The 24,190-nt window shown below is 40.8% G+C and carries 32 protein-coding genes and 1 tRNA gene; 2 read left to right on the plus strand and 31 right to left on the minus strand.

What is annotated here, in order from left to right:
- Window positions 1–15 precede the first annotated feature (15 nt).
- From ACG3M1_RS12770 to ACG3M1_RS12845, 16 genes are all read right to left on the minus strand, one after another.
- The gene (locus tag ACG3M1_RS12770) at window positions 16–2,199 is read right to left on the minus strand and encodes an InlB B-repeat-containing protein (protein ID WP_257375797.1); all 2,184 of its coding nucleotides are present in this window, start codon (window positions 2,197–2,199) and stop codon (window positions 16–18) included.
- A gap of 44 nt (window positions 2,200–2,243) precedes the next feature.
- Entirely contained in the window at window positions 2,244–3,059 is an 816-nt protein-coding gene (locus ACG3M1_RS12775; protein WP_022300637.1) for a hypothetical protein, read from the minus strand.
- Window positions 3,060–3,390: 331 nt separating this feature from the next.
- A complete protein-coding gene (gene vapD, locus ACG3M1_RS12780) occupies window positions 3,391–3,771 on the minus strand; it encodes a VapD family protein (protein WP_022300638.1) in 381 nt (126 codons plus the stop codon).
- Window positions 3,772–3,773: 2 nt separating this feature from the next.
- Window positions 3,774–4,076, minus strand: a complete 303-nt coding sequence (locus tag ACG3M1_RS12785) for a hypothetical protein (RefSeq protein WP_022300639.1) — start codon at window positions 4,074–4,076, stop codon at window positions 3,774–3,776.
- A gap of 89 nt (window positions 4,077–4,165) precedes the next feature.
- Window positions 4,166–4,567: a hypothetical protein gene (locus ACG3M1_RS12790; protein ID WP_022300640.1), complete on the minus strand. Its 402-nt coding sequence runs from the start codon at window positions 4,565–4,567 to the stop codon at window positions 4,166–4,168.
- Window position 4,568: 1 nt separating this feature from the next.
- Window positions 4,569–5,033, minus strand: coding sequence for a hypothetical protein (locus ACG3M1_RS12795; RefSeq protein ID WP_395814229.1), 465 nt, complete (start codon window positions 5,031–5,033; stop codon window positions 4,569–4,571).
- Between the two features lie 58 nt (window positions 5,034–5,091).
- Window positions 5,092–5,574 carry a hypothetical protein gene (locus ACG3M1_RS12800; protein ID WP_022300642.1) on the minus strand — a complete coding sequence of 161 codons (483 nt, stop codon included), beginning with the start codon at window positions 5,572–5,574 and terminating at the stop codon, window positions 5,092–5,094.
- A gap of 238 nt (window positions 5,575–5,812) precedes the next feature.
- A complete protein-coding gene (locus ACG3M1_RS12805) occupies window positions 5,813–6,022 on the minus strand; it encodes a hypothetical protein (RefSeq protein ID WP_022300644.1) in 210 nt (69 codons plus the stop codon).
- Window positions 6,023–6,200: 178 nt separating this feature from the next.
- Complete coding sequence (locus tag ACG3M1_RS12810) at window positions 6,201–6,668, minus strand: class I SAM-dependent methyltransferase (RefSeq protein WP_022300646.1); 468 nt, start codon at window positions 6,666–6,668, stop codon at window positions 6,201–6,203.
- A gap of 5 nt (window positions 6,669–6,673) precedes the next feature.
- Window positions 6,674–7,060: a hypothetical protein gene (locus ACG3M1_RS12815; RefSeq protein WP_257375794.1), complete on the minus strand. Its 387-nt coding sequence runs from the start codon at window positions 7,058–7,060 to the stop codon at window positions 6,674–6,676.
- Between the two features lie 665 nt (window positions 7,061–7,725).
- Complete coding sequence (locus ACG3M1_RS12820) at window positions 7,726–8,742, minus strand: ParB/RepB/Spo0J family partition protein (protein WP_022300648.1); 1,017 nt, start codon at window positions 8,740–8,742, stop codon at window positions 7,726–7,728.
- Window position 8,743: 1 nt separating this feature from the next.
- Window positions 8,744–9,469, minus strand: coding sequence for a ParA family protein (locus ACG3M1_RS12825; protein WP_022300649.1), 726 nt, complete (start codon window positions 9,467–9,469; stop codon window positions 8,744–8,746).
- Window positions 9,470–9,541: 72 nt separating this feature from the next.
- Window positions 9,542–9,706, minus strand: a complete 165-nt coding sequence (locus ACG3M1_RS12830; protein WP_022300650.1) for a hypothetical protein — start codon at window positions 9,704–9,706, stop codon at window positions 9,542–9,544.
- A complete protein-coding gene (locus tag ACG3M1_RS12835; protein ID WP_257358867.1) occupies window positions 9,687–9,869 on the minus strand; it encodes a hypothetical protein in 183 nt (60 codons plus the stop codon). Before ACG3M1_RS12835 ends, ACG3M1_RS12830 begins: the two co-directional genes overlap by 20 nt.
- Window positions 9,870–9,926: 57 nt before the next feature.
- Window positions 9,927–10,178, minus strand: a complete 252-nt coding sequence (locus ACG3M1_RS12840; RefSeq protein ID WP_395814232.1) for a hypothetical protein — start codon at window positions 10,176–10,178, stop codon at window positions 9,927–9,929.
- 104 nt (window positions 10,179–10,282) lie between these two features.
- Window positions 10,283–10,540: a hypothetical protein gene (locus ACG3M1_RS12845; protein ID WP_022300653.1), complete on the minus strand. Its 258-nt coding sequence runs from the start codon at window positions 10,538–10,540 to the stop codon at window positions 10,283–10,285.
- Window positions 10,541–10,851: 311 nt separating this feature from the next.
- On the opposite strand from ACG3M1_RS12845, the gene ACG3M1_RS12850 reads away from it, so the two are divergent.
- The gene (locus ACG3M1_RS12850) at window positions 10,852–11,079 is read left to right on the plus strand and encodes a hypothetical protein (protein ID WP_022300655.1); all 228 of its coding nucleotides are present in this window, start codon (window positions 10,852–10,854) and stop codon (window positions 11,077–11,079) included.
- A gap of 334 nt (window positions 11,080–11,413) precedes the next feature.
- Here ACG3M1_RS12850 and ACG3M1_RS12855 read toward each other — a convergent pair whose 3' ends face one another.
- The 5 genes from ACG3M1_RS12855 to ACG3M1_RS12875 form a co-directional block, all read right to left on the minus strand.
- Window positions 11,414–12,964, minus strand: a complete 1,551-nt coding sequence (locus ACG3M1_RS12855) for a hypothetical protein (RefSeq protein ID WP_257375793.1) — start codon at window positions 12,962–12,964, stop codon at window positions 11,414–11,416.
- Window positions 12,965–12,966: 2 nt separating this feature from the next.
- Window positions 12,967–13,185 carry a hypothetical protein gene (locus ACG3M1_RS12860; protein ID WP_022300657.1) on the minus strand — a complete coding sequence of 73 codons (219 nt, stop codon included), beginning with the start codon at window positions 13,183–13,185 and terminating at the stop codon, window positions 12,967–12,969.
- Window positions 13,186–13,270: 85 nt separating this feature from the next.
- Entirely contained in the window at window positions 13,271–13,549 is a 279-nt protein-coding gene (locus tag ACG3M1_RS12865; protein ID WP_395814235.1) for a hypothetical protein, read from the minus strand.
- 18 nt (window positions 13,550–13,567) lie between these two features.
- Complete coding sequence (locus tag ACG3M1_RS12870) at window positions 13,568–14,020, minus strand: hypothetical protein (RefSeq protein ID WP_022300659.1); 453 nt, start codon at window positions 14,018–14,020, stop codon at window positions 13,568–13,570.
- A 136-nt stretch (window positions 14,021–14,156) separates the two neighbouring features.
- A tRNA-Glu gene (locus ACG3M1_RS12875) sits at window positions 14,157–14,231 on the minus strand.
- A 249-nt stretch (window positions 14,232–14,480) separates the two neighbouring features.
- Here ACG3M1_RS12875 and ACG3M1_RS12880 point away from each other — a divergent pair.
- Window positions 14,481–14,861 carry a helix-turn-helix domain-containing protein gene (locus ACG3M1_RS12880; protein WP_009270389.1) on the plus strand — a complete coding sequence of 127 codons (381 nt, stop codon included), beginning with the start codon at window positions 14,481–14,483 and terminating at the stop codon, window positions 14,859–14,861.
- Window positions 14,862–14,912: 51 nt separating this feature from the next.
- Here the strand turns inward: ACG3M1_RS12880 and ACG3M1_RS12885 are convergent, their stop codons facing one another.
- The 10 genes from ACG3M1_RS12885 to mtaB form a co-directional block, all read right to left on the minus strand.
- Window positions 14,913–16,133 (minus strand): sensor histidine kinase, encoded by a 1,221-nt coding sequence (locus ACG3M1_RS12885; RefSeq protein WP_009270388.1) that lies wholly within the window; start codon window positions 16,131–16,133, stop codon window positions 14,913–14,915.
- Window positions 16,120–16,800, minus strand: coding sequence for a response regulator transcription factor (locus ACG3M1_RS12890; protein ID WP_008727752.1), 681 nt, complete (start codon window positions 16,798–16,800; stop codon window positions 16,120–16,122). Before ACG3M1_RS12890 ends, ACG3M1_RS12885 begins: the two co-directional genes overlap by 14 nt.
- Window positions 16,778–17,764 (minus strand): PhoH family protein, encoded by a 987-nt coding sequence (locus ACG3M1_RS12895; protein WP_008817194.1) that lies wholly within the window; start codon window positions 17,762–17,764, stop codon window positions 16,778–16,780. The genes ACG3M1_RS12890 and ACG3M1_RS12895 overlap by 23 nt, the downstream gene beginning before the upstream one ends.
- Before the next feature lie 15 nt (window positions 17,765–17,779).
- Entirely contained in the window at window positions 17,780–18,706 is a 927-nt protein-coding gene (locus ACG3M1_RS12900; RefSeq protein WP_008817193.1) for a sporulation protein YqfD, read from the minus strand.
- Window positions 18,696–18,896 carry a YabP/YqfC family sporulation protein gene (locus ACG3M1_RS12905; protein WP_002609163.1) on the minus strand — a complete coding sequence of 67 codons (201 nt, stop codon included), beginning with the start codon at window positions 18,894–18,896 and terminating at the stop codon, window positions 18,696–18,698. Before ACG3M1_RS12905 ends, ACG3M1_RS12900 begins: the two co-directional genes overlap by 11 nt.
- Before the next feature lie 307 nt (window positions 18,897–19,203).
- A complete protein-coding gene (locus tag ACG3M1_RS12910; protein ID WP_009270387.1) occupies window positions 19,204–20,001 on the minus strand; it encodes an ABC transporter permease subunit in 798 nt (265 codons plus the stop codon).
- Window positions 19,994–20,890, minus strand: coding sequence for an ABC transporter ATP-binding protein (locus ACG3M1_RS12915; RefSeq protein ID WP_009270386.1), 897 nt, complete (start codon window positions 20,888–20,890; stop codon window positions 19,994–19,996). The genes ACG3M1_RS12910 and ACG3M1_RS12915 overlap by 8 nt, the downstream gene beginning before the upstream one ends.
- Before the next feature lie 232 nt (window positions 20,891–21,122).
- Entirely contained in the window at window positions 21,123–21,302 is a 180-nt protein-coding gene (gene rpsU, locus ACG3M1_RS12920) for a 30S ribosomal protein S21 (RefSeq protein WP_002609166.1), read from the minus strand.
- A gap of 123 nt (window positions 21,303–21,425) precedes the next feature.
- The gene (locus ACG3M1_RS12925; protein ID WP_009270385.1) at window positions 21,426–22,886 is read right to left on the minus strand and encodes a UDP-N-acetylmuramoyl-L-alanyl-D-glutamate--2,6-diaminopimelate ligase; all 1,461 of its coding nucleotides are present in this window, start codon (window positions 22,884–22,886) and stop codon (window positions 21,426–21,428) included.
- The gene (mtaB, locus tag ACG3M1_RS12930; protein WP_008817190.1) at window positions 22,864–24,189 is read right to left on the minus strand and encodes a tRNA (N(6)-L-threonylcarbamoyladenosine(37)-C(2))-methylthiotransferase MtaB; all 1,326 of its coding nucleotides are present in this window, start codon (window positions 24,187–24,189) and stop codon (window positions 22,864–22,866) included. Before mtaB ends, ACG3M1_RS12925 begins: the two co-directional genes overlap by 23 nt.
- Window position 24,190 lies beyond the last annotated feature (1 nt).

The raw sequence follows: 24,190 nt of genomic DNA on the forward strand, positions 1-24,190 counted from the left end.
AATTCCTCCATGCTCTCATCGTTTAAATCTTCTTATGAATTCTTTGTTCGTTTCCTCTCCGGGATTCGTGCTTTTAGCAAAATCTCTCATAGCCTCCGGATCGCTATTGATCCAATCATATTCAGCTAGAGGAGTATCGTTAGTCAGCGCTTCCTGCAGAGCAGCTGCATACTCTTCTGTACGCCAGATACTATTAGGTGGCAACATTTCCACTGGGGTTTTTCCATTTACCAGGACATCATTCGATATAAATCGTGCATATATGGTTGGTTCATCACTAACTTCCTGGGTATGTGATCCCTGGAAGACGATGTGGATCTCTGCAGTAGCATAAACTTTGACACCTCTTGAATTCGTTACAGAATATGTGATCGTGATATCCTGTTCTTTAGAGGTGTCGAGTTTACTCGGTTTTTCCTCAGTTCGATCCGAATATTTGATTTTTTCGATAATGATCTTTTCAGCTATATCTTTATCCTTGACATCTGTTGCATCAGCTCTCTCTATGAGATCCTTTGCACTTACTGGTGTGTCAATAAAGTAATAAGTATCCTTAGCCTTTAATTCTGGCTTGGTTGCTTTATATCTGATGATGATTTGATCGAATGATCCATCTGTCTTCTGTGTGATAGGAAGAGAATAGGTATTACCAATCTGTTTCCCTGATAGATACAGGTCATATGCATTCTCTTTTTCATATCCAATCGGAATCTTATCTGCAGCTAAGGATTTTACATCCATAACAGAATTTACAGCAACATTCCTTGTTTCAGATGTTATTTCTTTCCAACCATTTATGACATCATACGTTTTATGGTTTATCTGAATATCATAATGCGTACGCTCCCATTTTGCATACAGGGTAGTGTTTCCTGTGATCTGTGTATTGAAATCATATCTTTGTGTAAGATTCTTGTCGGCATACCATCCTAGAAACTTGAAATTCTTCTTTGTTATAGTAGGTGAAGTAGCCTTATTACGGTACTTGACGATCTGCGTTGCAGCTGCTGAACCACCGTTACTGTCAAAACTTACATTATAAGTTTTCTTCTTGTAATAAAATTCGGCAGTAGAAGCCTGGTATATATTAAAGCCGGTACCATTCGCCTTGGAAGACCATCCTCCAAGAGCGTTATAGCCATAGCTGTTTGAAGATAATTCATAACCTGTAATAGAAATACTATGAGGATAATAAATGCTGCCATATGATAACGATTGCTGCCCGGTCTGACTACTCAGAATCATGGATCCGCTGCTATTGAGTGATCCACTTGGATTCCATGCACCTGATGTGGTGTCTTTTTCAACCCAATGGCTTGTTACTACATTGTAATAATTTATGCTGTATGTTGCTGTGATCGTACGGTTACTCGTTATATTTGTGTATCCGCTGTCCCATCCGGTAAAGGTATAGCCCGGCCTGGATGGACTGCCTGGAGGTGATGCATTACCACCATGATTTACGGTCTCTGTTTTTAATACTGTGCCGTTATAGTCTTTCCATGTTACTGTATATTTGTTTATTTCGTACACTGCAGTGATATCCCTATCACTTGTAATGTTTTTATAAGATTTATCCCATTTTACAAAATGATATCCAGGGCGATCAGGTGGAGAAGGCGGAGTGGCATTATCACCTTTTGCAACCATTTGAGTTTTTAAGAGTGTACCATTCCAACTATAAAATTTCACGGTAAAATCAGGTTCTGGAATATTAAATGGCTTTTTTACATTTACGACAGTGATAGCGCCATCTTTATCGTCATATAAAGCTATTTCATGCTTACCTGGTTTCAATGTTATTGTTTTCTCTCCACACAATTGTGTCTTATTTTTGATTTTATGATTGTCTCCAACATAGTCTTTAAAAACTGCTTTCTTTTTGCCATCAACAGCGATGGCAACAGGTACCTTTTGATAAATGTATGAACCAGAGCTACCACGGTGAGTTATATAGTATCTTACCCGTACCCTTTGTTCACCTGAATTTTCATCATAACCGATTACTTGCCATGTTACAGTTTCAAAGAATTCTCCATTATTCCATGATCCTATCTTCGTATCTGCTCGATTCCTATCTAATTTTTCCGCATTGGTTTTAGGATTAAAATCACTTAAGCTGATTCCAGAAGCTAGAACACTTAGCATAGAGAAATTCAAAAAGAACAAACAAATAATAATATTCTTAATTTTTTTCATTCATTCTATTACCTCCAATAAAAAAAAGATTGCATTCGCAATCTTTAACAATAATTTGTACCCTTCGGACAGAATACTACAACAGCACCCAATATCTCATTTCCATAAGTTATTCCCGCAGCGCTGTACATTCTTCCATAATAAGGACTATTTTCATCGTGTCTTTGTTGCTCAGCCCAAGCAACAGCAGTGTCTAAAGCACCATCAGATCCTTCAACAAAATAATCATTTTGAGAACGTGCTCTTGCAATCATGGCTTGTTTTTCAGCTTCATTCTTTGCAGCTAGCTCGGCTTGTTTCTCAGCCTCTGTTGGTTGAGGGGTAGGTTCAGGTTTTGGCTGCGGTGCAGGAGTAGGCTTTGGTTTTGTAGCTTGCTGCGTATTGCTACTTGATGAAGATGAGCTAGAAGAACTACTTCCGGATCCGTTTGAAGAAATAGCCTTGTTTGATGTAGATCCATTTGTATCTGACTTATTTGAGGTCTTAGAGTTAGAAGAACTTGTCTTATCTGTTGATGTAGAGGTTTTATTCTCCTTTGTTGAAGACGCCTTATCACTCTTCCCTTTTTTATCAGTTTTTGAAGATTCTTTCTTTTTGCCTTCTTCCTTGCCTTTCTGATCTACGTTCTTATCATCTTTCTTTTTAGTATCGGAAGTTTCCTTCTTATCTTTTTTGCTCACAGTTTCTGTTTGCTTGACTTTATCATCCACTGATTTACCTATAGTCGTAAGAGAATATCCGGCAAACGTCATTGCGCCAATAACTGCAATCGTCACTACACCTAGTATAGCCTTGTTTTTCCTATCCATAGAATTTACTGTTGATTTCAAGTTACTAAACATCTGTGTAATTTTATTCATAATTTCTTCCTCCATCTTATCCTTACGGATATCTTTTCATTTATCAGCACCCACAGGGTGCTAGAAGTGCCCTACCTTATAATAATTCATTTGCGTCTTCCTCCATCAAAAAAAGACACCGGCAAAGGTGTCCTGGATATACTAAAATGTTTATCACAGTCTTCTTCCCCTTGCATCCCTCTGATGTTTACTGGAACAGCGCTGTGATGTTCGTGTGACAATAGGTTTGTAATTCTACCTATTTATTGCATGATAACATTTTAGCACGTTTTTTTGTTTCAGTAAATACGCAAATCAATTTTTTTGCTAATTTTTACTAATTATGGAATTATCACATTTCCATCTCATATTCTTCAATCCCATTATCTTTTTCAGTCTCTTGATCTTCAAATTTCTGTTCTTCTTTAACTGCAGACTTCAAATAAGACATCATGCTGAATGTTTTGCCAATCGAAGTAGCATCGACAACTTTAGTACATCTGTTCAGCCAAGGAAATTTCTCAGACATATCATTGATTAACAAGCTGACCTTATAAACACTAATTGGATCTTTTGAAACATACCCTGAACCTTGCCTATGCTGGAACCCGGAATTTTCCAAATATTGCCGTATATCATAGTATGCCTGATGATAAGATTCACCAGGATAAAATCTTTCCAGGGCTTTTGTATCAAGATCAAAATTCAAAGCTTTTCGTGTGATTTTCGCCATGATCAATGCTTCATACTGACAAACTCATTCCAAGTCTTCAGGCAATCCTCTCTATCTTCAATATCATCACCCTCTGCTCTCCAGTACCATTTATCGATAACTTTTAAAAACCAAGTGGTTTTTGGCAGTCGAACAGCTGCAATACTAAATGCAGCGAAATCATCATCATTACCTGCGTAAATTCCTTCATTCAATTTTTTGATACCTTTACCTACAAAGTAATCGTCAAGGATCTTGTAACAATTTGATACAGAGATCTGATTTTCTTCTGCCTTTTTTCTGTTTAAGAATATTTCCATCATCATATACATTTCCTCCTTTATTTCACTCAATTAGAGTGTTATTTATCGTCATATGATCCTTTCCATGTCAAACCTTGATTCTTTTACCTTTATTAGGCGCTTTTAGCATATACCACCCCTGCAAAAAACAAAGTCAAGGCAGCCTTTAATATCGGGTTGTTTATAAACGTAATTAAGACAACAACTAATATAACCATCGTTATTATGGCGATTATATCAATAATTACTTCAGCCCCTATCAAATTCCTTTGGCGTATCTGTGTCCACCTATCAGAGATACGTAAAGCAGAAAGGATTATCAGCAGAGCTGTGATTATTAGAAACGACCACGCTTTATTATTGTCATAACTTAATATACTCAAATAATCATTCTCTGTAAACTTTGATAAGAGTTCTTTATTGAAATCATTCAGAAACAACAGAAATATCATACTTGCAGTAATAAGTAAAAGTTCTTTCCACAAATATAGACAAATATTTTTTACAACATCCATCTCATGTATTCCTTTCTCTTACTTTATATACTTTTTCTAACAATATTCTGCTCTTGTTTAACTTATATAGGCTATTACTTAAACTATACACAATTATAGCTGCAACAACAAAAGTTAAGATAATGATAAACCAAGATAAATATTCTGCTGCCTGTATAAAATATTGATTTTCTGTTTGTCCAGATATCAGTAATTTTGTTAGTAATTCGAAGAAGAAGCTCCAGATATTCGTTACAGCTGAAATTACTAATACAATAAATACAACCGAGGTCATCAATATTTTGTGTTCATATGTTGCAACAGTCTCTATATATTCTGTATCAAACTCGTCATCTGCCATTGCCATATATCTATTGTATTCTTTATGATAAGATGCAAGAGCTCTTTTCCGTTTCCCACTATAAGATATTAAATCCATAAATTTTTCAAGGATGATATTTATTTTTTCTACTTTTTTACTGTTCATGATTCGTAAATATTCCTTTCTATCCAAGACATTTCTTATATCACAACGATTTAGCATCTTAATCTAGTTGGTTATATAAATTCTGATCAGCAAACACGAAATTCAATTTAACTTTCCATGATTTAAAAACAACCATATGCGCCCATGCTGCCATCAAGTAATAAGCCTTAGGCTTATGCCGTATCAATGTACTTCTGGATATGTTTAATCGCTTTGCAATATCCGTGTCCGGAAGATCATATATGTACTTGTATCTCAGATATCCACCTGCAATCATATCCCTTACTTCAATGTCTGATATTCTTTTTTCAAATCTTCCGATTTGATCATCTTCCCAAATACATCGATGTAAAAGCATAGAATCTCTTTTGCTGTAAACAGTGTCACTTGATGCATTGATCATACTACTTGAATGCATTGGTGTACTTAGTTTATCCTGCAGGCGTTGCTGCAGTGCAGGAGCATATTGTCTACAGACCATTAAGCCATTTTCAATCGTCTTTTCCTCGTCTATCAGATCAATACATTTTATACCCTTCATCCCCTCACCTCTCTCTTTTATTTTATCAAATTTTACGATCAATAGCTATTATTTTTTGGCTGAAATTCAATGAATAGAAATCATATCATAAACAAAATCACTGTGAATATTAAAGTAGTAAATTGTAGAGTATCCATCATAAATAAAGTAGACCTTGTCCCCTTCAACTTTAACAATTGTAAGGAACTTACCATTATTTACTGAGTGTTGATTATTTATCTGGTATCTCTGCTTCACTTTAAACATGCTTATCTCCAACTGAATCTTTACTATGTTCGTTAATTTTAGGTAAGTGTTCCACTACAGCATTCATACATTCCTCTAAAATCTTTACAGTGTTTTCAATATTCATCTGTGATACCAACTCTACTTCATTTTTTCCATTCTTATGTGAAATAACAGTGATACTGATCTTTGCCTTTTTTAGCTGCTCTTTTATGTCATTCATAAATGATTGCCTCTCGATATATGTTCTTCCTTCCGATATGTACCAGTCACTGGTACATTATCCGTTTATAGATTAGTCTTTTCATTACTGGTCAAATAATCAGCAACGATGTATGCATCATCAAGATCACCAGCTTCTAAAAATTTATTAAAAGCTTCTGCTGCTTGTTGCTTTGTCATTATTTCCTATCATCCTCTTTTGTAAATACTAGCCAATGCGTATCACCTCGCTTATTGCCAAATAGAGGTGATTCCTCGGCCAACTTCAAGATTTCATTTATTTTGATTTGACATTCATTCCATTTGAATATTAAGAAGCCTCCTGATTTCAACACCCTCATACATTCTTTAAATCCTTGAGCGATATCCTGCTGCCAAGTATCACTGAGCTGACCGTACTGAGCCTTCATAATAGAGTTCGGTCCGGCCCAGCGCAGATGTGGAGGATCGAATACGACCATATCGAATCGTCCATCATCATATGGGATGTTTCGAAAGTCTCCAATTACATCAGGATCGACATGGATATGCTTTCCATGGATTTCTCCATTTTCATGCCTAATATCCATATAAACGACATCAGGATGGTGTTTTTGAAACCAAAACATCTTGGAACCGCAGCATACGTCAAGTATCCGTTTAGTCATTTTATTCACTCCTTATCAAACTCAAACGGCACGATACTATCTGGTTTGAATATGATTTTGTATTTATACTTGTTTTCTTCTCGCCACTCTGTTTGCTCCACTATATAACTCGTGTTGTCTGAAAGCCCAAAGTAATGCACTTTGTACTTATCCTCACCGGTTTTACATGTGAGTTCAAGTCGTTGTGCAGTATTATTCGTCTCTACAGAACAATTGCCTTCTGCCTGAAACAGATATTCACCAGTAATGTTGTTTATGAATACGATTCGACGCAGCACTTTAAACTGTTCTGCCTCTTCCTTCACATTTCTTGTAACTACTTCCGAATCACTGCTACAACCACCTACTAAACACAATACTATAGTAAAATACATAATACGCAATTTTTTCATCTTTTCATTTCTCCTATCTTCCTTTCCCAGATTATTACATATTTCATTTCTAATCATTAGTAATTTTTTATAAATCTCAAAGGAACCACCTCTTTATTGTACCAGTGACTGGTACAATACTTTACATGAGGGTTTTCTATGGATTCTTAACAACCTCATATATCAATCACCAGACTATTTATCGATGATAGAAATCAATAAACCACTGCTACACGTAACTACCAGTAAGACGATATCAATCAAACCAGACATGGAATCCACTCCTCTCTATAATTCTTTCGTAACGTAACTTAAGGAAAGAGGGAAATAAAACACCCACTTTATCATTATTATTAAGCAAAACAGGGCAAATACTAATATTTGCATTTATGTAAGTACTAGTGAATGATACTTACTGTGTTTGTTTCCTAATATTCAATGGACACCATCGAGGAGCGGTTTTTATTGGTATAACGCTCCCCTTCGCTTGAGCTACTCGTCGATTCGGTTCACATTCCGTTCTAGCAATACTACAGTACCAGTTACTTCTAGAATTATTATATTTTGAAATAACTGGTATCAAATGGCTGCAATCACTGCATTTTATATTCTTTTGCATAATTTATCTCCTCACTTTTTCATCGATTATAGTACATGTACCATTCACTGGCACATGTACTAACAACTCACATTTCATCGCAAATCAGACCTAATTGATCCATCAATATATAGACTTCATCCCGCACCCTTCGATATTGTGCAAACTCGCCCCGGAATTCCACACCGTTCAGCTTTGCTACTAATTTATCCATATTAACGATAATGGCTCTCATGATTTCTTCTATCGTTTCATGTGCATTATTGTTATCATAGAGTTCTATATCATTTGCCTTATCCACACAAGTTTCTATTACAGCATTACTTCCAAAAGACGACTTAAGTTCATCGATTTTCTCTTCTTGAATTACACAGTGCGTATCATAGTATAATTGCTTTTCTACCGGCTGTTTCTTTAATTCTGCTTTATATGTATCAACTGCTTTTTTACTGTATGAATCATTCTCTGCTAAAAATTTCCTCTGATCTTTATCGGGTAGATCGACTAAAGCTACAGCAGCATCGATCGTCAATTCATCTTTCCGAATACTTTCCCTCACAGGTTCTGATGCATGATTTATTATTTTTTCGTAATTGGCTACCTGAGATTTTTTTATTCCCATTTCTTCTGCAATGATCGATTGGATACGCCCCGGCACTTTTTCACCTGCAGCTTTTTTCATTCTGTAAATTTCCTTTAATTCCTCAACAGCCTCTAGCTTCTCTGCATTTGTAAGTGGATCATTTTCCATATTGTTCAGAATTAACCGTTTTCTGGCATCTATATCACTCATTGTAACGACCTTGCAGGGGATGTACTCATAGGTCATATCGCCGCTCGCAATGTTTTTCATGATGGCGGAATATCGCCGTTCTCCTCCAATCAGTTCTACATCATACACATCATCCTCTACCTTACGTACCAATAGGTTGTTTTCAAGACCATCCTCACGTATATCTTCTGCTAGTTCATCAATCCTTCGCAGCTCCCGGTTTTTATTGGGGCGTTTGATCTTTGTGTAATGTATATTTTCAATCTGATTCTGAAAAGCCATTTGTTTCACACTGCCATTCATGAATTCACCCAATATACTTTTCTTCGCCATCTTAAAACATCTCCTTCAGTTCTTCCGTTAAATGCTCATAGTCTTTCGTCACTTTAGCATGCGGATAGCGACGAGAAAGAGGAATACGTCTTTCTCTTGCACGTCTGACGGGAGTAACATTCGTTCGAATATGGGTCTTGAAGCACAGTGATCCTAAGGCTTGCTGTAGTTGCTGTAGTAGTTTTGCCGCATATTTAGTATCGTCAACCATCGTAGGTAGAACACAACAACGTAGCTTACCGTTAAACAGTGCTGTCAGCTCCTGTATTGTTGTACTAGCGCCCTTAAGGGAATCCTCATCCAGCGGAGTGGGGATAAGGACAAGATCTCCAGCTTTTAGTATTTCTACCGTTAATTTGTTAAAGTAAGGAGATGTGTCGATCACAATATAGTCATATTCTGATCTTACGCTGTCCAATTGTATATCCAAGATGTTATCCTGTATATCCTCACTGGCCAGGTAATCACTCCCAGGGATTATATCAAGTCGTGAGAATCTTGTGTGAAAGATGCTGCGATGGACATCTGCACCTCGCAGCAATCCAAGTACGCTTTTTTTAAATTCCCGGCTGCTCAGTCCATCTGTGGCATTGCACTGCGGATCCATATCAATCAGTAATACTCGAGCCGCATCCTTTTTAAGATTATAAGCAAGATTCTTTGCGGTCGTTGTCTTACCACTGCCGCCCTTTCTGTTTGTAATAACTATGATGTTAGCTTTTTTCATTCCTGTGTTCTCCTTCGCTTACGCTTGCGTTTTCGCTTTCAAGATACTGCAAGTATCTTGATTTTGTTGATGCTATGCTGCAGGTATGATCTCCACATATTGCAGCTGCTTACGGCTGTTCGCCTTTCGTGATGGACGAATCTTGCCTTCCTCTATGATTTCATAGTGTTCTTTGAGGTGCTGAATCAAATTCTTTCTATCCCGTTCATTGATAAACTCAATCCTGATCGTGATCATATCGTGTCTCCTTTGCTTGTTTGCTCACACTGCTTTCTTCGTCTTGCCCGAAAAGTTCAATCATCGTGTTATACACATAAATAAGACCCTTTTTGCTGATCCAATCATACATTGCACGACGTTCTCGCAGTCCATCACATTGTGCATATAGATAACGCTTCATCTTTCTTTTACACCTAAACTTATATAGCATGATATCTCCTCTATCTTTTTGTATCTCTCATAAAATACAACGCACAATATACGTCTTTTCGCTCTTTCCTTCACCCTCATGATCAATTTCGATATACTCACATGTAACCCCCTCTTCTTGCAGAAGGGGAAGCAAGGAATTACCCAGACATTTTGCTATCCCTTTACCAATCGCACAGTTTCCATGCTCCTGCAGATGGAACAAAACCCATACTGGAAAACGTCCTGTCTTAGATTTAATCATAGTGTCACCTTCTTTCTTTATATCCTGCTCTTTCATCCGCAATACCGCTTATTTTGCATAAGGCATAAAAAGTGATCAGCATTCCGCATGTCAGTAAGAATGCTACTATCGCAAATATTACAAACATAGTTTCTTCACCTTTATACAGTTTTTTCGTATTTACTTCTGTTAAACACAATACCGTACTCGTCTGTCGTGAGTTTGTCTGCCAAAATTAAAGTATCTTCATTCTCTAAAGCTTGCATGAACACATCTGCAGACAAGTTGAATGTAAAGGCCATAATCTGACAGGTATATTCATAAGAGCTGAGGTCTGTTTTTTTTCGCTGCAGGAGTTCTGTCAAACTCTGATGCATGTTATCTCTGTGCCTGTTCCATTCTGATGTAGTTATAGACATTTTTTCATTCCTCCTTTAAGCGTATGCGATATTCACAGGAACGCTTTTTAATAGATAATTACTGAATCCTGTACGGACTGATTCACAATCTTTCGCATATATGCTTTAGCATCATCCACATTATCGTAAACTGCTAAAGTAATGTGTTCATCTACCAAACGTGCTATTACACAGAATTTTCCCGGTAAACTATAGGGATTTACAAAAATGTCATTGCACTCAATTAATCTCGTCTGTTCTTTATTTAGAAATATCATATTTTTTACACCTCTTTCTGTATGTGTTATAATTGAATGGAAAGGAGGGGGAGCATGGAAGCAAAATTATTTCTGATTGATGGAAGCGTCATTGATATTGATAATGAAACATTTTTTGAGTATGATGATGTCCCAGCTGGTGAAACTATTGAAGAACTCCGTGATTTCTATGAGTGTATAATGGATAAGGGAACTGATCCATCTATTGTTTTGATTAAAAAAAATAAAGAGTATCATTTCCCAAGAAAATCAATTTCTCATTTTGAAATCATAGCTAAGTAAAATCTACAATTGATAGGATTGCATCTGTAAATTTGAAGCAATCCTTTTTTATAATACTCCCCTTTGTAAGCAGCGTTGCTGAGTAATGATCAAAAACCGGCGATGCTCCCATGGGAAGGCGCAGAATTGGATAAATGGGAAGTATGGCTTGCTGCGAAAACGTCAAGGCCACATATATCAATGCTGCCTATTTTTTTGCAACTCCCTATCCTCCACATATGATGTCATATGGTGTAGGGCTTATTTTCAGCCCCTGTGGGAGTTGTTCCATTGTTCTCTTATATACGCCTATTTGCTTTTTTACCACCTGTTACGGATGCCTATATACGCTTATTCATGTGACCGCCACATCCAATTCTCTCACTAGATAATCTAATGCAGTCTGGGCATAGCCCATCCATTTCTGCAATTGTTGCTGCTTTTGATACGTTAGGCGTAACCGATAATCCTCTGTATCTTTTTTATCTCTCAGCATTTCCATATATGCTTTAAGTAAAATTTTAAATTTTGCTGGATTCTTTTTAATATACTGCATATCTCGTGTGATCATTGATTTATCAACATTCAAAATATCAGCAATATCCTTATTTCTCAGGTGATTCACGTTTTTCAGTTCACATACTCTTGTCCGACGTTCCAGCAGTTCCTGCTGCTTTTCAGTTAAGTTTGTCAGCTTACACTTGCGCTTACGTTTTGCATACGTTGACTTTTTTAACCATCTACGCTTTAATACTTTAAGTTTTTTCTGCTCCTGCAGCGTGATATTCAATTTATCGATAATTTTGTCAATTGAGCTTGTCATCCGCCCTGGAGATGGCCGACATCTATTTTCTATTTGTAAATCTGGTTTAGGATCATGCATTATTTGGTTTAGTTCCTTCGCTAATTTAACTGACTCATCGATTGTATATCCCGACCATATCGCTCGCTCTCGAACGAGGTAAAGCAACATTTCTCTGTAACCTTTGTAATAACCGTTTCTATTCCGCATAACGATTAAAGATTTCGCATCCTCATAAAAATCGTTGAAATAAGGTTTCCGTTTACTGATATCCTTTTTTTCTTTTGCTACCTGCTTATCACGCTTCTTATCTTTCTTGGTGGTACGGTAAGTTATCACTTCCGTTTGTGTCCAAGGGAGCATTACTGTAAAATCTTGTATACGATAATCAGTATCCTCGTACTGTAGAATCTTGACTTGTCTTCCGGATCGGCTGTTAATTGATCCTGGTAGACGTATTACCTGCGTCAGCAGCATAGCACCAGCATCCATCTCCAGATTCTTAAAGCGGCTGTAAAAAGCATCCAGTGTCGCTCGATATAGATGTTCCATGTGATAAGAACAATGGTGAAATGCATAGATAATGTAAAGTCCACGTCCGGAATCTAAGACAGCTGTTGGAGGAAATGGAAGTTTGTTCTTTATCTTCTTTCTATAAAATTTTTCAGCTTCCCACCCTGCGAACCGTTCATCTTTGTAATAATCAAAGTCTAAGACCAACGCATTGATATGTCTGACATTACTACCGGCTTTTTTGGGCTTATAAAAGCTATTGAGCGAGAAATAGACATCCTCGGCTTCTGCGTATATCATTTCTTCACATTGATCAAGAAAGACAGAGGTTTGCAGCATATGATCATACATACACCGTTTTTCTTTATTTATATGGATAGTCTCACAATTCCTTAATAAAACTTTTGCAGCTGCGGAAGTTATTTGAAGCTGCTCTGCAGCCGTTTGCATATCCACACCTTTACACAGGAGAGACATCAACTCTTCCAATCGGTCATACCTTGTTTTATCTTCCCAAGTCGTTAGAATAGCGGAATAACAAGTATCATCAGCACCTGCATGAATTTTTTTGACAAGATCTATAGCATCCATACCTATCTCCCACTATTTCTACCAACCTTATAAGCTGCAGTACAGGCTATAGTCAGCCCTATGCATAGCAATATAATTGATAATGTATTAAATTCCCCCTGCAGTAATACGAGAAAGAGTATCTCTAACACCGCTATTACATATAGTGGAAAGGTATTGTATAATGTTTCTTCATCTGTTTGCCCAGTTAACTGTGCCTTGAAAAATATATTTTTTTTCATAATATCTCCCTTGCGTTATTTCTTGTGTTTACCATAATAGTAAAAGTAAATGATCATTACATTGATCAATATAAATATGATGAATTCATTCATTTGGTGATATATTTTCTTCTTTCAGCATATCCACTAATGATTTTATCTTTTCATAAAGAACCAGTTGGTTTTTTTCACCTGCATCAATAGATGAATCAATATCAAATGCCAAAAAATCAAATTCTGGATGCAGAGCTATATTTAAAATTATGTTGCGAAAGAGCTTTCCATTCGTACTCGTATTTACTCTTTGCCGTAATTCTTCTACATGATTCATTTCTTCTTCAGAAAATCTTGTCATTACATTTAAACTACGTTTTGATTTAGTCACAATAACACCTCCATAATCTTAAGTATCTGGAAGAGCATCTATACTACCAACAAAGCTTATATCTATATCCTCAATGGACGTTTTATCAGATAACCACAGAGCTACACGCTTGCAAAGATCCAACTTGTTATCCGCAAGGAAAACATAAGGTTCTCTTGCCGAATTTAACGATATAGAAACTTCTACAGGTGAAGCACATTCAGCTATTACATTTTCTTCTTCAGGCTCAGAATCTGGCATAACGGAGAAATCACGAGCAGCGGAAACTTTACCATACAACGCAGCAATCTCAGGATGATCTTGTGCCCAGATTGCGAATGAATCAGTTAGCCATGGTATCCCAAACACGTTTTCCATTAAACTCATTAGTTGAGCAAGCCCATTATTTTTATAAACAATATCGTTAGAAGCAGTATACTTGTCGTAAATCAGACTGGCACGATCGTATTGCATTTTTTCATAGCTTGTCATATATAGCACTCTCCTTTTCAGCTATTTCTTTAACAAAAAAAAGCGATATTCGCCATAACTTAGATAAAGTTACGCAAATATCGCTTCTTGATATAAAATAAAACGAACTATCCATAATAGTTCGTGTACTCTTAAATGGTATCGCGTACGGGATTCGAACCCGTGATACAGCCTTGAGAGGGCTGTGGCTTGACCGCTTGCCGAACGCGACATCTTTGTTTGCTTGACTATTATAGCATTATTCTTTTTCAAACGCAAGAGCAAATTTACATTTCATACAATTTGCTGAAGTGAAAAGTTAAATTCCACTTTCAAAGTAGCTAAGTAGAAAAGACTCTTACACAACAATCTAGTTGAATTTACACTTACAATTGCATTTAGTCTTTCATATATCCTTTTTTATATCTATGATGAAGGTAACCGCTGGTTATTATCATACACATTACAAAGGGTGATGAATATGGCAACGAACAAAAACAAACATCTGATTCAGGACGATCGCAATGTCATCGCGATCGGCATCGTTAATGGTTCTTCTAAAAAAGCTATTGCTGATAATCTAGGCAAAGATAAATCTACGATAGGTAAGGAAATCCGTGCTCACCGTTATCTCTCTCATAAATCTACACTTTCTCTAGAATGTGAGAACTATGCTCACTGTAAGTTTAAGAGAAAGAATTGTACTGTCAACTGCCCTGATTATTCTAAGTTCCGCTGTAAACGCAGAGATCGTACTCCGGGATCTTGTAATGGCTGTGAGAAACTGAAAAGCTGCCGCTTTGATAAATACCTCTATAAACCTACGATCGCCTATGAGGAATACCGTAGCGAATTTATATAAAATATAAATTTTTTCAGTAAAGAAATGACATTCACGATCAGCATTGGAAAATCAGTTCTTCAATCTGACCGTAAATGTCGTTCCCTTATCAAATTCACTCTCTACCTTTATTTCCCCATGGTGAGCCTCGACAATGGATTTCACAATGGAAAGTCCCAGTCCTGAGCCGCCGCTGCTTCGGGAGCGATCATCATCCACCCGATAAAAGCGGTCAAAGATTTTCTCCAAATCCTCTGCAACAATACCATGGCCCTCATCCCTTACCTGCAAAACATACCAAGAGCCTTCTTCCCTCGTTTTTAGGGTAATCGTGCCACGATCGCTGTACTTGATGGCATTCGACAACAGATTCAACACAACCTGACTCATTTTCAAAGGATCGCAGAATACCAGATCATGATTCTGATACTCCTTCACGATGCGCAGTCCCTTTTTCTCCGCCTTTTTCTCCAGTGACTTCACCGCCTTGTCAATAACAAGGCAAAGATCGGTTTTCTCTCGTTCCAGCAAAACCGTGGACAGGCTGAGGCGGGACAGCTGCAGCAAATCCTTCACCAGAATATCCAGACGGTTGATTTCCTGTTCAATCTGATCCATAAATTCGCGGCGTGTTTCCTCATCATCAAAATCCTCGCGGTTTAAAATTTCCACCATGCCCTTGATAACGGCGATCGGTGTCTTCAATTCATGCGACGCATCTGCGATAAAACGCTTCTGCATCTTCTCCCCCTCCAGTGTTTTTGAAATATCCTGAAACAGAACCAGACAGCCGCTGTACTTCTTCTTTGCTGTCACCGGTACACTGATAGACTGGTATTCCACACCGTTAATATCGATGATTTTATCCATCGGCTTTTCCAGAATAAAGGCATCCTTGATAAATTCTCGCACAGGATGCAGATAGGCGTTGCTCATATAGGTCATATGCTCACCGACAGGACCGTCCTCACACAGCTCACTGACATTGTTATGCATGACGATATTGCCGAACTGATCGACCAGCAGCATCGGAAACGGTATACTGGTCACGACCGTCAGCAGCTGCTTATTCTTCAAATGCGCATCCTTGGCAGTCGATTTGATTTCCTCCTGCAGCTCGATATTCTCCCGGCGATGCACGTTCAGGTTTTTCTGATCCAGAAACTCCCAGAGCAAAGCAATCGAAACTACCACGAGCAGCAGCAGTACATATTCATTCAAATGATAATTGTACTGCACAACCGCAATGCAGGCCAGAATCAATCCCAGATACCCGTATTTATTGCGTTTCATGCACTTCCTCCAGCAGATAACCGACTCCGCGGGATGACCTGATATGTACATGCGACGCATTCAGCTTGTTTCTCAGCTTGAATACATGCACATCCACAATCCGTGTATCTCCGTCATAATCAAAGCCCCAGATATCATTCAGGATGCTGTCACGGGACAATACGATATCCTTGTTCTGGATAAAATACTCCAGCAGGTCAAATTCCTTCTTTGTCAGCGTCATCATCCGCTCTCCGATATATGCCTCACGCCGCTTCATATCCATGGACAGATCCCCCACACTGAGCCGCTTCTCCTGCTTGCGGTTCTGCCGCTTCAGATGGGCATTCACCCTGGCCAGCAGCTCTCTTGGAGAAAACGGCTTTGTGATATAATCATCCACGCCCTGCTCAAAGGCATACAGGATATCCGTTTCATCATCCCTTGCCGTCAGCATGATAAAGATAGCGTCAATGTGCTCACTGCGCAGTTTTTTCACGATATCGATTCCGCTGACATGAGGCAGCATCCAGTCGATGATCAGCACATCAAAATCCTCTTTCATCGCCAGATCGACAGCCGTTCTACCATCACCGCATTCCACGATATCAAAATCCGCTTTTTTCAAATCATATGCAATGATCTTGCGGATGTTATCTTCGTCTTCAATCAATAAAATCCTTGCCATATCGTTCTTCCTCCTGCTCATATCGTTCAATGATTTTCTGAACCAACGGATTACGAACTACATCGAGGCTGGTTAACTCCACAAAGGAGATGCCCTCTATCCCGGACAGCAGATGCTTGGCATTCAGCAGGCCGGAATCACGTTTTTTAATCAGATCAATCTGTGTTACATCCCCGGTAATGACGATGCGTGAATGAAATCCCATCCTCGTCAGAAACATCTTCATCTGTGCACGAGTTGTATTCTGCGCCTCATCCAGTATAATGAAGGCATTGTCCAGCGTCCGTCCGCGCATATAAGCAAGCGGCGCGATTTCAATGACTTCCTTTTCCAGCAGCTTCTCCACCTGCTCCTGTCCCAGCGTATCATACAGGGCATCATAGAGTGGGCGCAGATACGGATCCACCTTTTCCTTTAGATCGCCCGGCAGAAAGCCCAGGTTCTCTCCGGCCTCCACGGCGGGTCTGGTCAAAATAATCTTGCGGATTTCTCCCTTTTTCAGCAGATCGGCCGCATACACAACAGCGAGGTAGGTTTTTCCGGTACCGGCCACTCCAGTCGCAAAGACGATTTCACTGTTGCACATGCATTTAAACAGATGCCGCTGTCCGATCGTTTTGGGATAAATCAGCTTCCCGTTGACCGTTTTACCGATCGCCTTCTGATATGTCGTGGAAAGCTCCTGCAGCCGATTCAGCTTCGCCAGACGGCAGGCATATTCAATATCGCGTCCACTCACATCAATATGTGCCTCCATCATATTAAACAGGGCCTTTACCACAGATTCAATGCTGTGAAAGGTAACTGCATCCTCACTGAGAATGCGCAGCTCATTGTCCCGCATGATGATATCACAGGAAAAGGCGTTTCGCAGCAGCTCTAGATGCTTATCCTGTGCTCCGCATAATTTTACGATCCATTCCATCGGGTATTCTTCTAATGCAATACGAAATTGTTCACTCATAGGCGCTCCTTATCGTTATGGTGTGGTGATGTCCTTGATCAGTGTGTAATGAATCACCATCTTTATTTTACCCATATCTGTAGAGAATTGCAAAATATTTTCCTTGTAAATGCGATCGTCCTTGTGAAAGTCCTCGCTCACCTTGCGTCTGGCATCAAACAGCAGCTGAAAATACTGAAGGGCCTTCGGTTCCCTTGTCTTGTCCATCGTCACGGTGATATCCTTCCAGACATAGGCAAAGACACGTCCCTTGACATATACCTCCTGCTTGCCGCCCTTGGAATCCTCCAGCACATTGCTGACCAGCACATCACCTTTATGCACAAATTCATTGACCTTGTGCAGCTTGTTTCCATGCTGTATATCAAAGCGCTCAATCATACCGTCCTCCTGTGCAATCAGCTCCTCATGTCCCAGCTGGGATAAGGAGGCAAATTCCTTTGGCGTATAGGTAATCAGATACCGGCTGCCCTGTTTCTCAATTTCCAGCCAGGCGATATCATTTTCCAGATTCTTTTTCAGCTGTGTCTTCAGCTGTGAGACATCCCTGCTTTTAAAAGGTGGTACAACCTCCATCTTTTTCAGGGTATCCGCAATCAGCTTCCGGCTTTCATCCTTTTCTCCCTTGATTTGTATTTCAAATACCATGGACGAAAGACCGTACCACAGCAGGATAGAAAGCAGAATTGCCGCAATGCGATAGGGCTTTTTCAGGCTGCGCAGTGCATATCCCAGCATACCGGTGGTTGTGATCAGATCACATGTTTCAAAGCAGCGGTAGATTTTCGGGCGCTGCAGAATGGATGCGTAGAACTGAATATAGTTTCGATGTAGAGTAATATCGTATAGTTCCAGCTGATTTTTCTTTGTAATCCATAAAAACTCATCGCAAGAGGCCTGCACTTTCCATTGATCAAGACCGAAACCCTTTCTATTTTTCATATGCGAACGCCAGATTCTGCACACTGCCCTCCAGCAGGATCTCATCCTTTCCCAGTGCCAGCACATGCAGCTGCTCCCCGTCTATCGTGATACGGTAGGATTTCATCGTCACCTGTATTCTCGTTTCGCTCACCAGGGTCAGTTCCCGGTAATGTTCAATCATGACCTGATTCTTATCTATGGAAAGCATACTCTCACCTCTATACAAAATACGTTTGTGCGTGAGGTTTTATGCCTGTGAATGCTATCCTCCTTCGTTTCCATTATAAAGAAAAGATAAACAGGAAATGTTATAATTTTGTTAAAAGTAAATAAAATGTTGTTTTTCACCCGCATGAATGCACTTTCATGTAAAGTTTTCATTATCACGGAGTTCTATTTTATGAACACAAGCTGTTTTGAGAGGGGCTTCTGCTCATGTATAAAGCATGTACAGTGCAGACAAAAAAGAGGCAGTCCTGCACATACAGGAAATGCCTCAAAGCAGCCGCAGACAACTATAAGGAAAGATCTCTTTGCATAAAGCTTCGCCGGGCGATGAGCAGACAGCTGCTAGCGATCAGAAGCAGCACACCCAGACGTGCCCATGCCTGTGCTTCATTGGCAATCAGCCCCTGTGTGTCAAACAGCGTCATAATCGTCGCATACTGCAGCTTTTCAAGATTTCCCTTCATATTGGCGAGCATCTGTATCATGATGAATACAACACCAGTTCCGGCACCGATCAAAGCGGCATGCCGATATTCATTCAAGGCGGAAGAAGCGAGAAAGCTGATGGACGCCAATGCTGTCTGTAGCAGCAGGCATCCCAGATTCAGCCGCAGAAAGGCTGCAATATCCAAATCGCCCGGAAACATGAGTATACTACAAACAATACCCATAAGCGTACAGAAGGCAATTAGAAGAAACAGCGCACTCAGCAGCACAGCCAGCTGAGTCATCCAGACACGGCTTCGCTTTTCACCACAGCTCAGCAGATAGGTCATACTTCCGTTATCCACCTTTTTGACAAGCAGTCGCAGGGAGAGAATAACAGAAAACAAAAACGGGAACATAATCATGATCATGCCATACAGATAGGTTGAGAAGAAATCCACCAGAGTAGCTGCTGTGCCGCTCATGCCAACCGCTGCCATCATTTCCGGCATAAGCTTCTCAAACTGCGCCAGCGCAGAGCCCAGCTCCGGATCAAACATCGTTAGCATAATACTGAAATACATCGCTAGAATCAAAATGAAAATCAGCAGCAGCTTCCATGCCGATTTCCACTCCATACGAAACAGTGTCTTATTCATGTGCTTCTCCCTTCTCTCCGTAATACTGCAAAAAGATATCCTCCAGACTCTGTGTTGCGACATTGAGATCGCGCAGCTCATAGGCCGGCAGCAGCTGCAGAAGCACCTTGAGATCCTCTCGGACATATACATGCACACACAGCTCACTGATTTGCTTCATCTGCAGTCGCTCCTGCAAAAAACGCTGTGTCTGCGAGGAATCGGCAAAGGTGAGAATGTATGTCTTCGTTTTATTCTTCTGCAAGATGACAGTATCCTCGATTGCCGCCATATGTCCCTGCCGGATGATGCCGATGCGATCACAGGTTTTTTCCACTTCCTCAAACATATGGGAAGACATCAGGATTGTCTTTCCTCTCTGCTTTTCCTCCTGAATCAGCTCGACAAAGGCATTTTGCATCAGCGGATCCAGTCCGCTGGTCGGCTCATCCAGAATCAGCACCTTGGGATCATGCATAAAAGCCGCTACGATTCCCAGCTTCTGCTTCATTCCCTTGGACATGCGACGTATGGCCCCGGTTGGCCGCAGCTCAAAGCGCTCCAGCAGCTCCTGTGTCCGTCCGCTGTCCTGCATGTTCCGGTAACGTGCCATAAAGCGCAGAAATTCCTCACCGCTCATTTCATTCAGGAGATTGATTTCTCCCGGTATATAGCCAAGCTGTCTGGTAATGGCATCGGATTGCTTCCAGCAGTCCATCCCAAGAATTTTCGCTGAACCCTGTTTTGCCTTCAGGAATCCAAGCAGATGACGGATGGTCGTTGTCTTTCCTGCCCCATTCGGCCCCAGGAAGCCGAAAACCTCTCCCTCAGCGATGGAAAAGGAAATATCGAAGATTCCCCTCCCCTCTCCATAATCGCGGCTGAGACGCTCTATTTCGATGATTTGCATAGTATACCTCCCCATGTTCATGGTGTATCTCATCTTCATGCTGATTATAGCAGATTGACTCGTTTGCACAACCCCCTGCACAGCAGCTTTTTTCAATTTCTTTTTTTACCACGCCAGCTTTTGGCCGGCTCCTCTATACACGCACCACAGCCCCTGTACAAAGCAGCTCCCTTGGTAAGCCTATTCACCATGCATAAGCGGAAGTATAAAAAAAGAAGCCTATCGGCCTCTTCTATTTTCCACGACGTGCTTTACGCGCAGCTTCTGACTTTAATTTACGACGAACGCCAGGTTTTACGTAAAACTCTCTTTTGCGAGCTTCAGCAAGGGTTCCATTTCTTGATACTTGACGTTTGAATCTACGTAAAGCATCATCAAGAACTTCGTTTTCTTTAAGTACTACTTTCGGCATGATTTACCCTCCCTTCTGATGCAAGCAATATTATTATACTGAAAAACATATGAAAATGCAACATAAATATGTTCATTTTCTATAAATTCATACAGAAAATTTTTTTATACTTATTTTACAACCTTATTTTTCATCATCCTCCAGTCCGAGACTGTATTTGCGGATGCAGTGACGAGCGACATTGTGATCCCCCATCCACGGCTCACGTCCGAACTCCCGATACATGAATACCTCATCCCCCTTGCCGAGAATCAGGACGGTATCCTTCACATTGGCACTCTCGATGGCCTGCCGTATGGCGGCATAACGATCCGCGATGAAAATATTATTCGTATCGCTGATACCGCTTTTGATTTCATTTGCGATATCCCGCGGATCCTCATCCCGGGGATCATCCTCCGTCAGAATGATGCTGTCGCAATAACGGCTCGCGATTTCGCCGAAGACCCTGCGCTTCTTTGTATCCCGCTTGCCGGCAGAGCCAAACACGGCAATAATGCTGTGTCCGTCCTCTGTGATATCCTTCGCATATTCAAAAACCTTTTCCATACCGTCCGGAGTATGGGCAAAATCGACGATGACATTAAACAGCTGTCCCTCGTCAATACGTTCCATACGCCCTTCAATCTGCCGGATATCATGGAGATAGGGCAGCTGCTGTTCAATCGGAATACCGCTTTCCGCCATGGCGGCCACAGCACCCAGCAGGTTGTATATGTTATACAGGGCAACCAGATTGGTTGAAACCTCATAGCGCTCTGTTCCATGAACCAGGGTAAACCGTGATCCCGTTTTCTCAATCCGGATATTTTCCGCCTGATAGGTCGCGTGATTGTCAATGCCATAGGTAACAACACTGGCCTCGGTCGCATCCGCCAGCTGATCCACATAGGCATCATCCGCATTCAACACAGCAACGCCCTCTTTTTTCAGATTGGTGAACAGCTTTTTCTTCGCTTCGAAGTAATGCTCGATCGTACCGTGAAAATCCAGATGGTCATAGGTCAGGTTACTGAACACAGCGACATCAAAATCCACGCTCTGCACACGTCCCAGCTCCAGACCGTGCGAGCTGACCTCCAAAGCAACCGCCTGCATGCCATGCTCCACCATATCCTTCATCGTTTTATGAATCAGTACAGCATCCGGCGTTGTCAAAGACGGCGGCAGAGTCACCTCTCCATAGCTGATGGATATCGTCCCAATATAGCCACAGGGCGCAAAATGGGAATATACATCCCGAATAATGCTGGTGATGGTGCTCTTCCCGTTTGTTCCGGTAACACCGAACACCTTCATTTTACGGCTTGGATGCCCATAAAACATGGACGCCACCCGATTCAGTGTGCGATTGACATTTTCCACCTGAATATAGGCTACCCCTTTTTTCATATCGTCCACCGGCTTGGAATGCACGATGCATTTTACACCCTTTTCAATGACATCATCAATAAATTCATGCCCGTCATGCACCATGCCCTCCATGCAGAAATACATATCATTCGCCTTGGCGCAGCGGGAATCGATGCACAGCCCCGCAATTTCAATCTCCGGGGCATTTTCAAACATTTGAGACAGCTTCATAAGACTCCTCCTTTAGCGGACAGCCAACCAGCAAATCCCCGTCCAGTGCCGTGATGCGTACGGTATGCATCGTATGCAGCCAGGCAAGCGGAGCCGCTGCTGCGACCTCCAGGTATTCACTGCTGTGTCCGATCAGTTTTCCATCTTTTTCCTTCTCAAAAATGACAGAAACTTCCTTTCCAATGAAATTCTGTTTATAAGCAGTATATAACTGTTTGGAAAGATTCGCAAGTCTTGATGCGCGTTCTTTCTTTATTTTATTTTCCAGATGACCGCTCATCTGCGCAGCCGCTGTATGATCACGGCGGGAATACGGGAACACATGCAGAAAGCTTAGGCGCATGCGAGCGATATTATCCAGGGTATCCTGAAACTGCTCTTCACTTTCCTGCGGAAACCCGGTAATGACATCGCTGGATATGGAAATATCCGGAATAAGGGAGCGGATATAGTCCACCCGTTCCATAAACCATGCTATCGTATAGGGACGATTCATATTCTTCAATACCGTAGTATTGGCAGACTGCACGGGAATATGCAGATGCCGGGCGATTTTTTCTTCCCCCTTTATAAATTCCAGCAGCTCATCCGTGATTTCATTCATTTCAATCGAGGAGATACGAATTCTTTGCAGCTTGGGAATTTCCTTCACCATGCGCTTCATCAGCTGGCACAGACTGCTGTTGATGCCATTGCCGTAGCGTCCGGTATGGATGCCGCTCAGCACGATTTCCCGATGGCCGCTTTCGCTCAGACTTCGTGCGATGGCAAGTACCTCATCCTCCGGCAACGAGCGCTCCGCTCCGCGTGCAAACGGTATGATACAATAGCTGCAAAACTGATTGCAGCCGTCCTGTATTTTCAAAAAAGCCCGTGTCTGATGCTCGAAGCGATGAATCGGAAGCGCCTCAAACACATTGACCTTGCGGACATCATGAATGAGCTTCTGCGGACGCTTCTTTCGAAGACCCTCCTCAATCATATCCGCCAGTCTGCTTTTTCCATCACTTCCCAGCAGAATATCAATATTGGCATCCTGCTCCAGCTGTTCGCTTGCCGTCTGTGCATAGCAGCCGACAACGGCAATCAGCGCCTCCGGATTCAAAGCGATGGCCGCATGAATTTTCTGACGGGATTTACTGCCGGCCGTATTGGTCACGGCACAGGTGTTGATGATATAGACATCCGCTTTTTCTTTAAAGGATACCTGTTCATAGCCCTTTTCCAGCAGGGCACTCTCATAACCCTGTGATTCATATGTATTTACCTTGCAGCCCAGTGTGGCTATTGCAAATGTCGTCATG

This window comes from Clostridium sp. 10cd*, assembly GCF_044336395.1.
Classification (GTDB): domain Bacteria; phylum Bacillota_I; class Bacilli_A; order Erysipelotrichales; family Erysipelotrichaceae; genus Clostridium_AQ; species Clostridium_AQ innocuum.

Excerpts from the sequence above, each read along its gene's own strand:
- ACG3M1_RS12770 (WP_257375797.1), bottom strand. The coding sequence starts at position 2,199 with ATGAAAAAAATTAAGAATATTATTATTTGTTTGTTCTTTTTGAATTTC.
- ACG3M1_RS12775 (WP_022300637.1), bottom strand. The coding sequence starts at position 3,059 with ATGAATAAAATTACACAGATGTTTAGTAACTTGAAATCAACAGTAAAT.
- vapD (WP_022300638.1), bottom strand. The coding sequence starts at position 3,771 with ATGGCGAAAATCACACGAAAAGCTTTGAATTTTGATCTTGATACAAAA.
- ACG3M1_RS12785 (WP_022300639.1), bottom strand. The coding sequence starts at position 4,076 with ATGATGATGGAAATATTCTTAAACAGAAAAAAGGCAGAAGAAAATCAG.
- ACG3M1_RS12790 (WP_022300640.1), bottom strand. The coding sequence starts at position 4,567 with ATGGATGTTGTAAAAAATATTTGTCTATATTTGTGGAAAGAACTTTTA.
- ACG3M1_RS12795 (WP_395814229.1), bottom strand. The coding sequence starts at position 5,033 with ATGAACAGTAAAAAAGTAGAAAAAATAAATATCATCCTTGAAAAATTT.
- ACG3M1_RS12800 (WP_022300642.1), bottom strand. The coding sequence starts at position 5,574 with ATGAAGGGTATAAAATGTATTGATCTGATAGACGAGGAAAAGACGATT.
- ACG3M1_RS12805 (WP_022300644.1), bottom strand. The coding sequence starts at position 6,022 with ATGAATGACATAAAAGAGCAGCTAAAAAAGGCAAAGATCAGTATCACT.
- ACG3M1_RS12810 (WP_022300646.1), bottom strand. The coding sequence starts at position 6,668 with ATGACTAAACGGATACTTGACGTATGCTGCGGTTCCAAGATGTTTTGG.
- ACG3M1_RS12815 (WP_257375794.1), bottom strand. The coding sequence starts at position 7,060 with ATGAAAAAATTGCGTATTATGTATTTTACTATAGTATTGTGTTTAGTA.
- ACG3M1_RS12820 (WP_022300648.1), bottom strand. The coding sequence starts at position 8,742 with ATGGCGAAGAAAAGTATATTGGGTGAATTCATGAATGGCAGTGTGAAA.
- ACG3M1_RS12825 (WP_022300649.1), bottom strand. The coding sequence starts at position 9,469 with ATGAAAAAAGCTAACATCATAGTTATTACAAACAGAAAGGGCGGCAGT.
- ACG3M1_RS12830 (WP_022300650.1), bottom strand. The coding sequence starts at position 9,706 with ATGATCACGATCAGGATTGAGTTTATCAATGAACGGGATAGAAAGAAT.
- ACG3M1_RS12835 (WP_257358867.1), bottom strand. The coding sequence starts at position 9,869 with ATGAAGCGTTATCTATATGCACAATGTGATGGACTGCGAGAACGTCGT.
- ACG3M1_RS12840 (WP_395814232.1), bottom strand. The coding sequence starts at position 10,178 with ATGAAAGAGCAGGATATAAAGAAAGAAGGTGACACTATGATTAAATCT.
- ACG3M1_RS12845 (WP_022300653.1), bottom strand. The coding sequence starts at position 10,540 with ATGTCTATAACTACATCAGAATGGAACAGGCACAGAGATAACATGCAT.
- ACG3M1_RS12850 (WP_022300655.1), top strand. The coding sequence starts at position 10,852 with ATGGAAGCAAAATTATTTCTGATTGATGGAAGCGTCATTGATATTGAT.
- ACG3M1_RS12855 (WP_257375793.1), bottom strand. The coding sequence starts at position 12,964 with ATGGATGCTATAGATCTTGTCAAAAAAATTCATGCAGGTGCTGATGAT.
- ACG3M1_RS12860 (WP_022300657.1), bottom strand. The coding sequence starts at position 13,185 with ATGAAAAAAAATATATTTTTCAAGGCACAGTTAACTGGGCAAACAGAT.
- ACG3M1_RS12870 (WP_022300659.1), bottom strand. The coding sequence starts at position 14,020 with ATGACAAGCTATGAAAAAATGCAATACGATCGTGCCAGTCTGATTTAC.
- ACG3M1_RS12880 (WP_009270389.1), top strand. The coding sequence starts at position 14,481 with ATGGCAACGAACAAAAACAAACATCTGATTCAGGACGATCGCAATGTC.
- ACG3M1_RS12885 (WP_009270388.1), bottom strand. The coding sequence starts at position 16,133 with ATGAAACGCAATAAATACGGGTATCTGGGATTGATTCTGGCCTGCATT.
- ACG3M1_RS12890 (WP_008727752.1), bottom strand. The coding sequence starts at position 16,800 with ATGGCAAGGATTTTATTGATTGAAGACGAAGATAACATCCGCAAGATC.
- ACG3M1_RS12895 (WP_008817194.1), bottom strand. The coding sequence starts at position 17,764 with ATGAGTGAACAATTTCGTATTGCATTAGAAGAATACCCGATGGAATGG.
- ACG3M1_RS12900 (WP_008817193.1), bottom strand. The coding sequence starts at position 18,706 with ATGAAAAATAGAAAGGGTTTCGGTCTTGATCAATGGAAAGTGCAGGCC.
- ACG3M1_RS12905 (WP_002609163.1), bottom strand. The coding sequence starts at position 18,896 with ATGCTTTCCATAGATAAGAATCAGGTCATGATTGAACATTACCGGGAA.
- ACG3M1_RS12910 (WP_009270387.1), bottom strand. The coding sequence starts at position 20,001 with ATGAATAAGACACTGTTTCGTATGGAGTGGAAATCGGCATGGAAGCTG.
- ACG3M1_RS12915 (WP_009270386.1), bottom strand. The coding sequence starts at position 20,890 with ATGCAAATCATCGAAATAGAGCGTCTCAGCCGCGATTATGGAGAGGGG.
- rpsU (WP_002609166.1), bottom strand. The coding sequence starts at position 21,302 with ATGCCGAAAGTAGTACTTAAAGAAAACGAAGTTCTTGATGATGCTTTA.
- ACG3M1_RS12925 (WP_009270385.1), bottom strand. The coding sequence starts at position 22,886 with ATGAAGCTGTCTCAAATGTTTGAAAATGCCCCGGAGATTGAAATTGCG.
- mtaB (WP_008817190.1), bottom strand. The coding sequence starts at position 24,189 with ATGACGACATTTGCAATAGCCACACTGGGCTGCAAGGTAAATACATAT.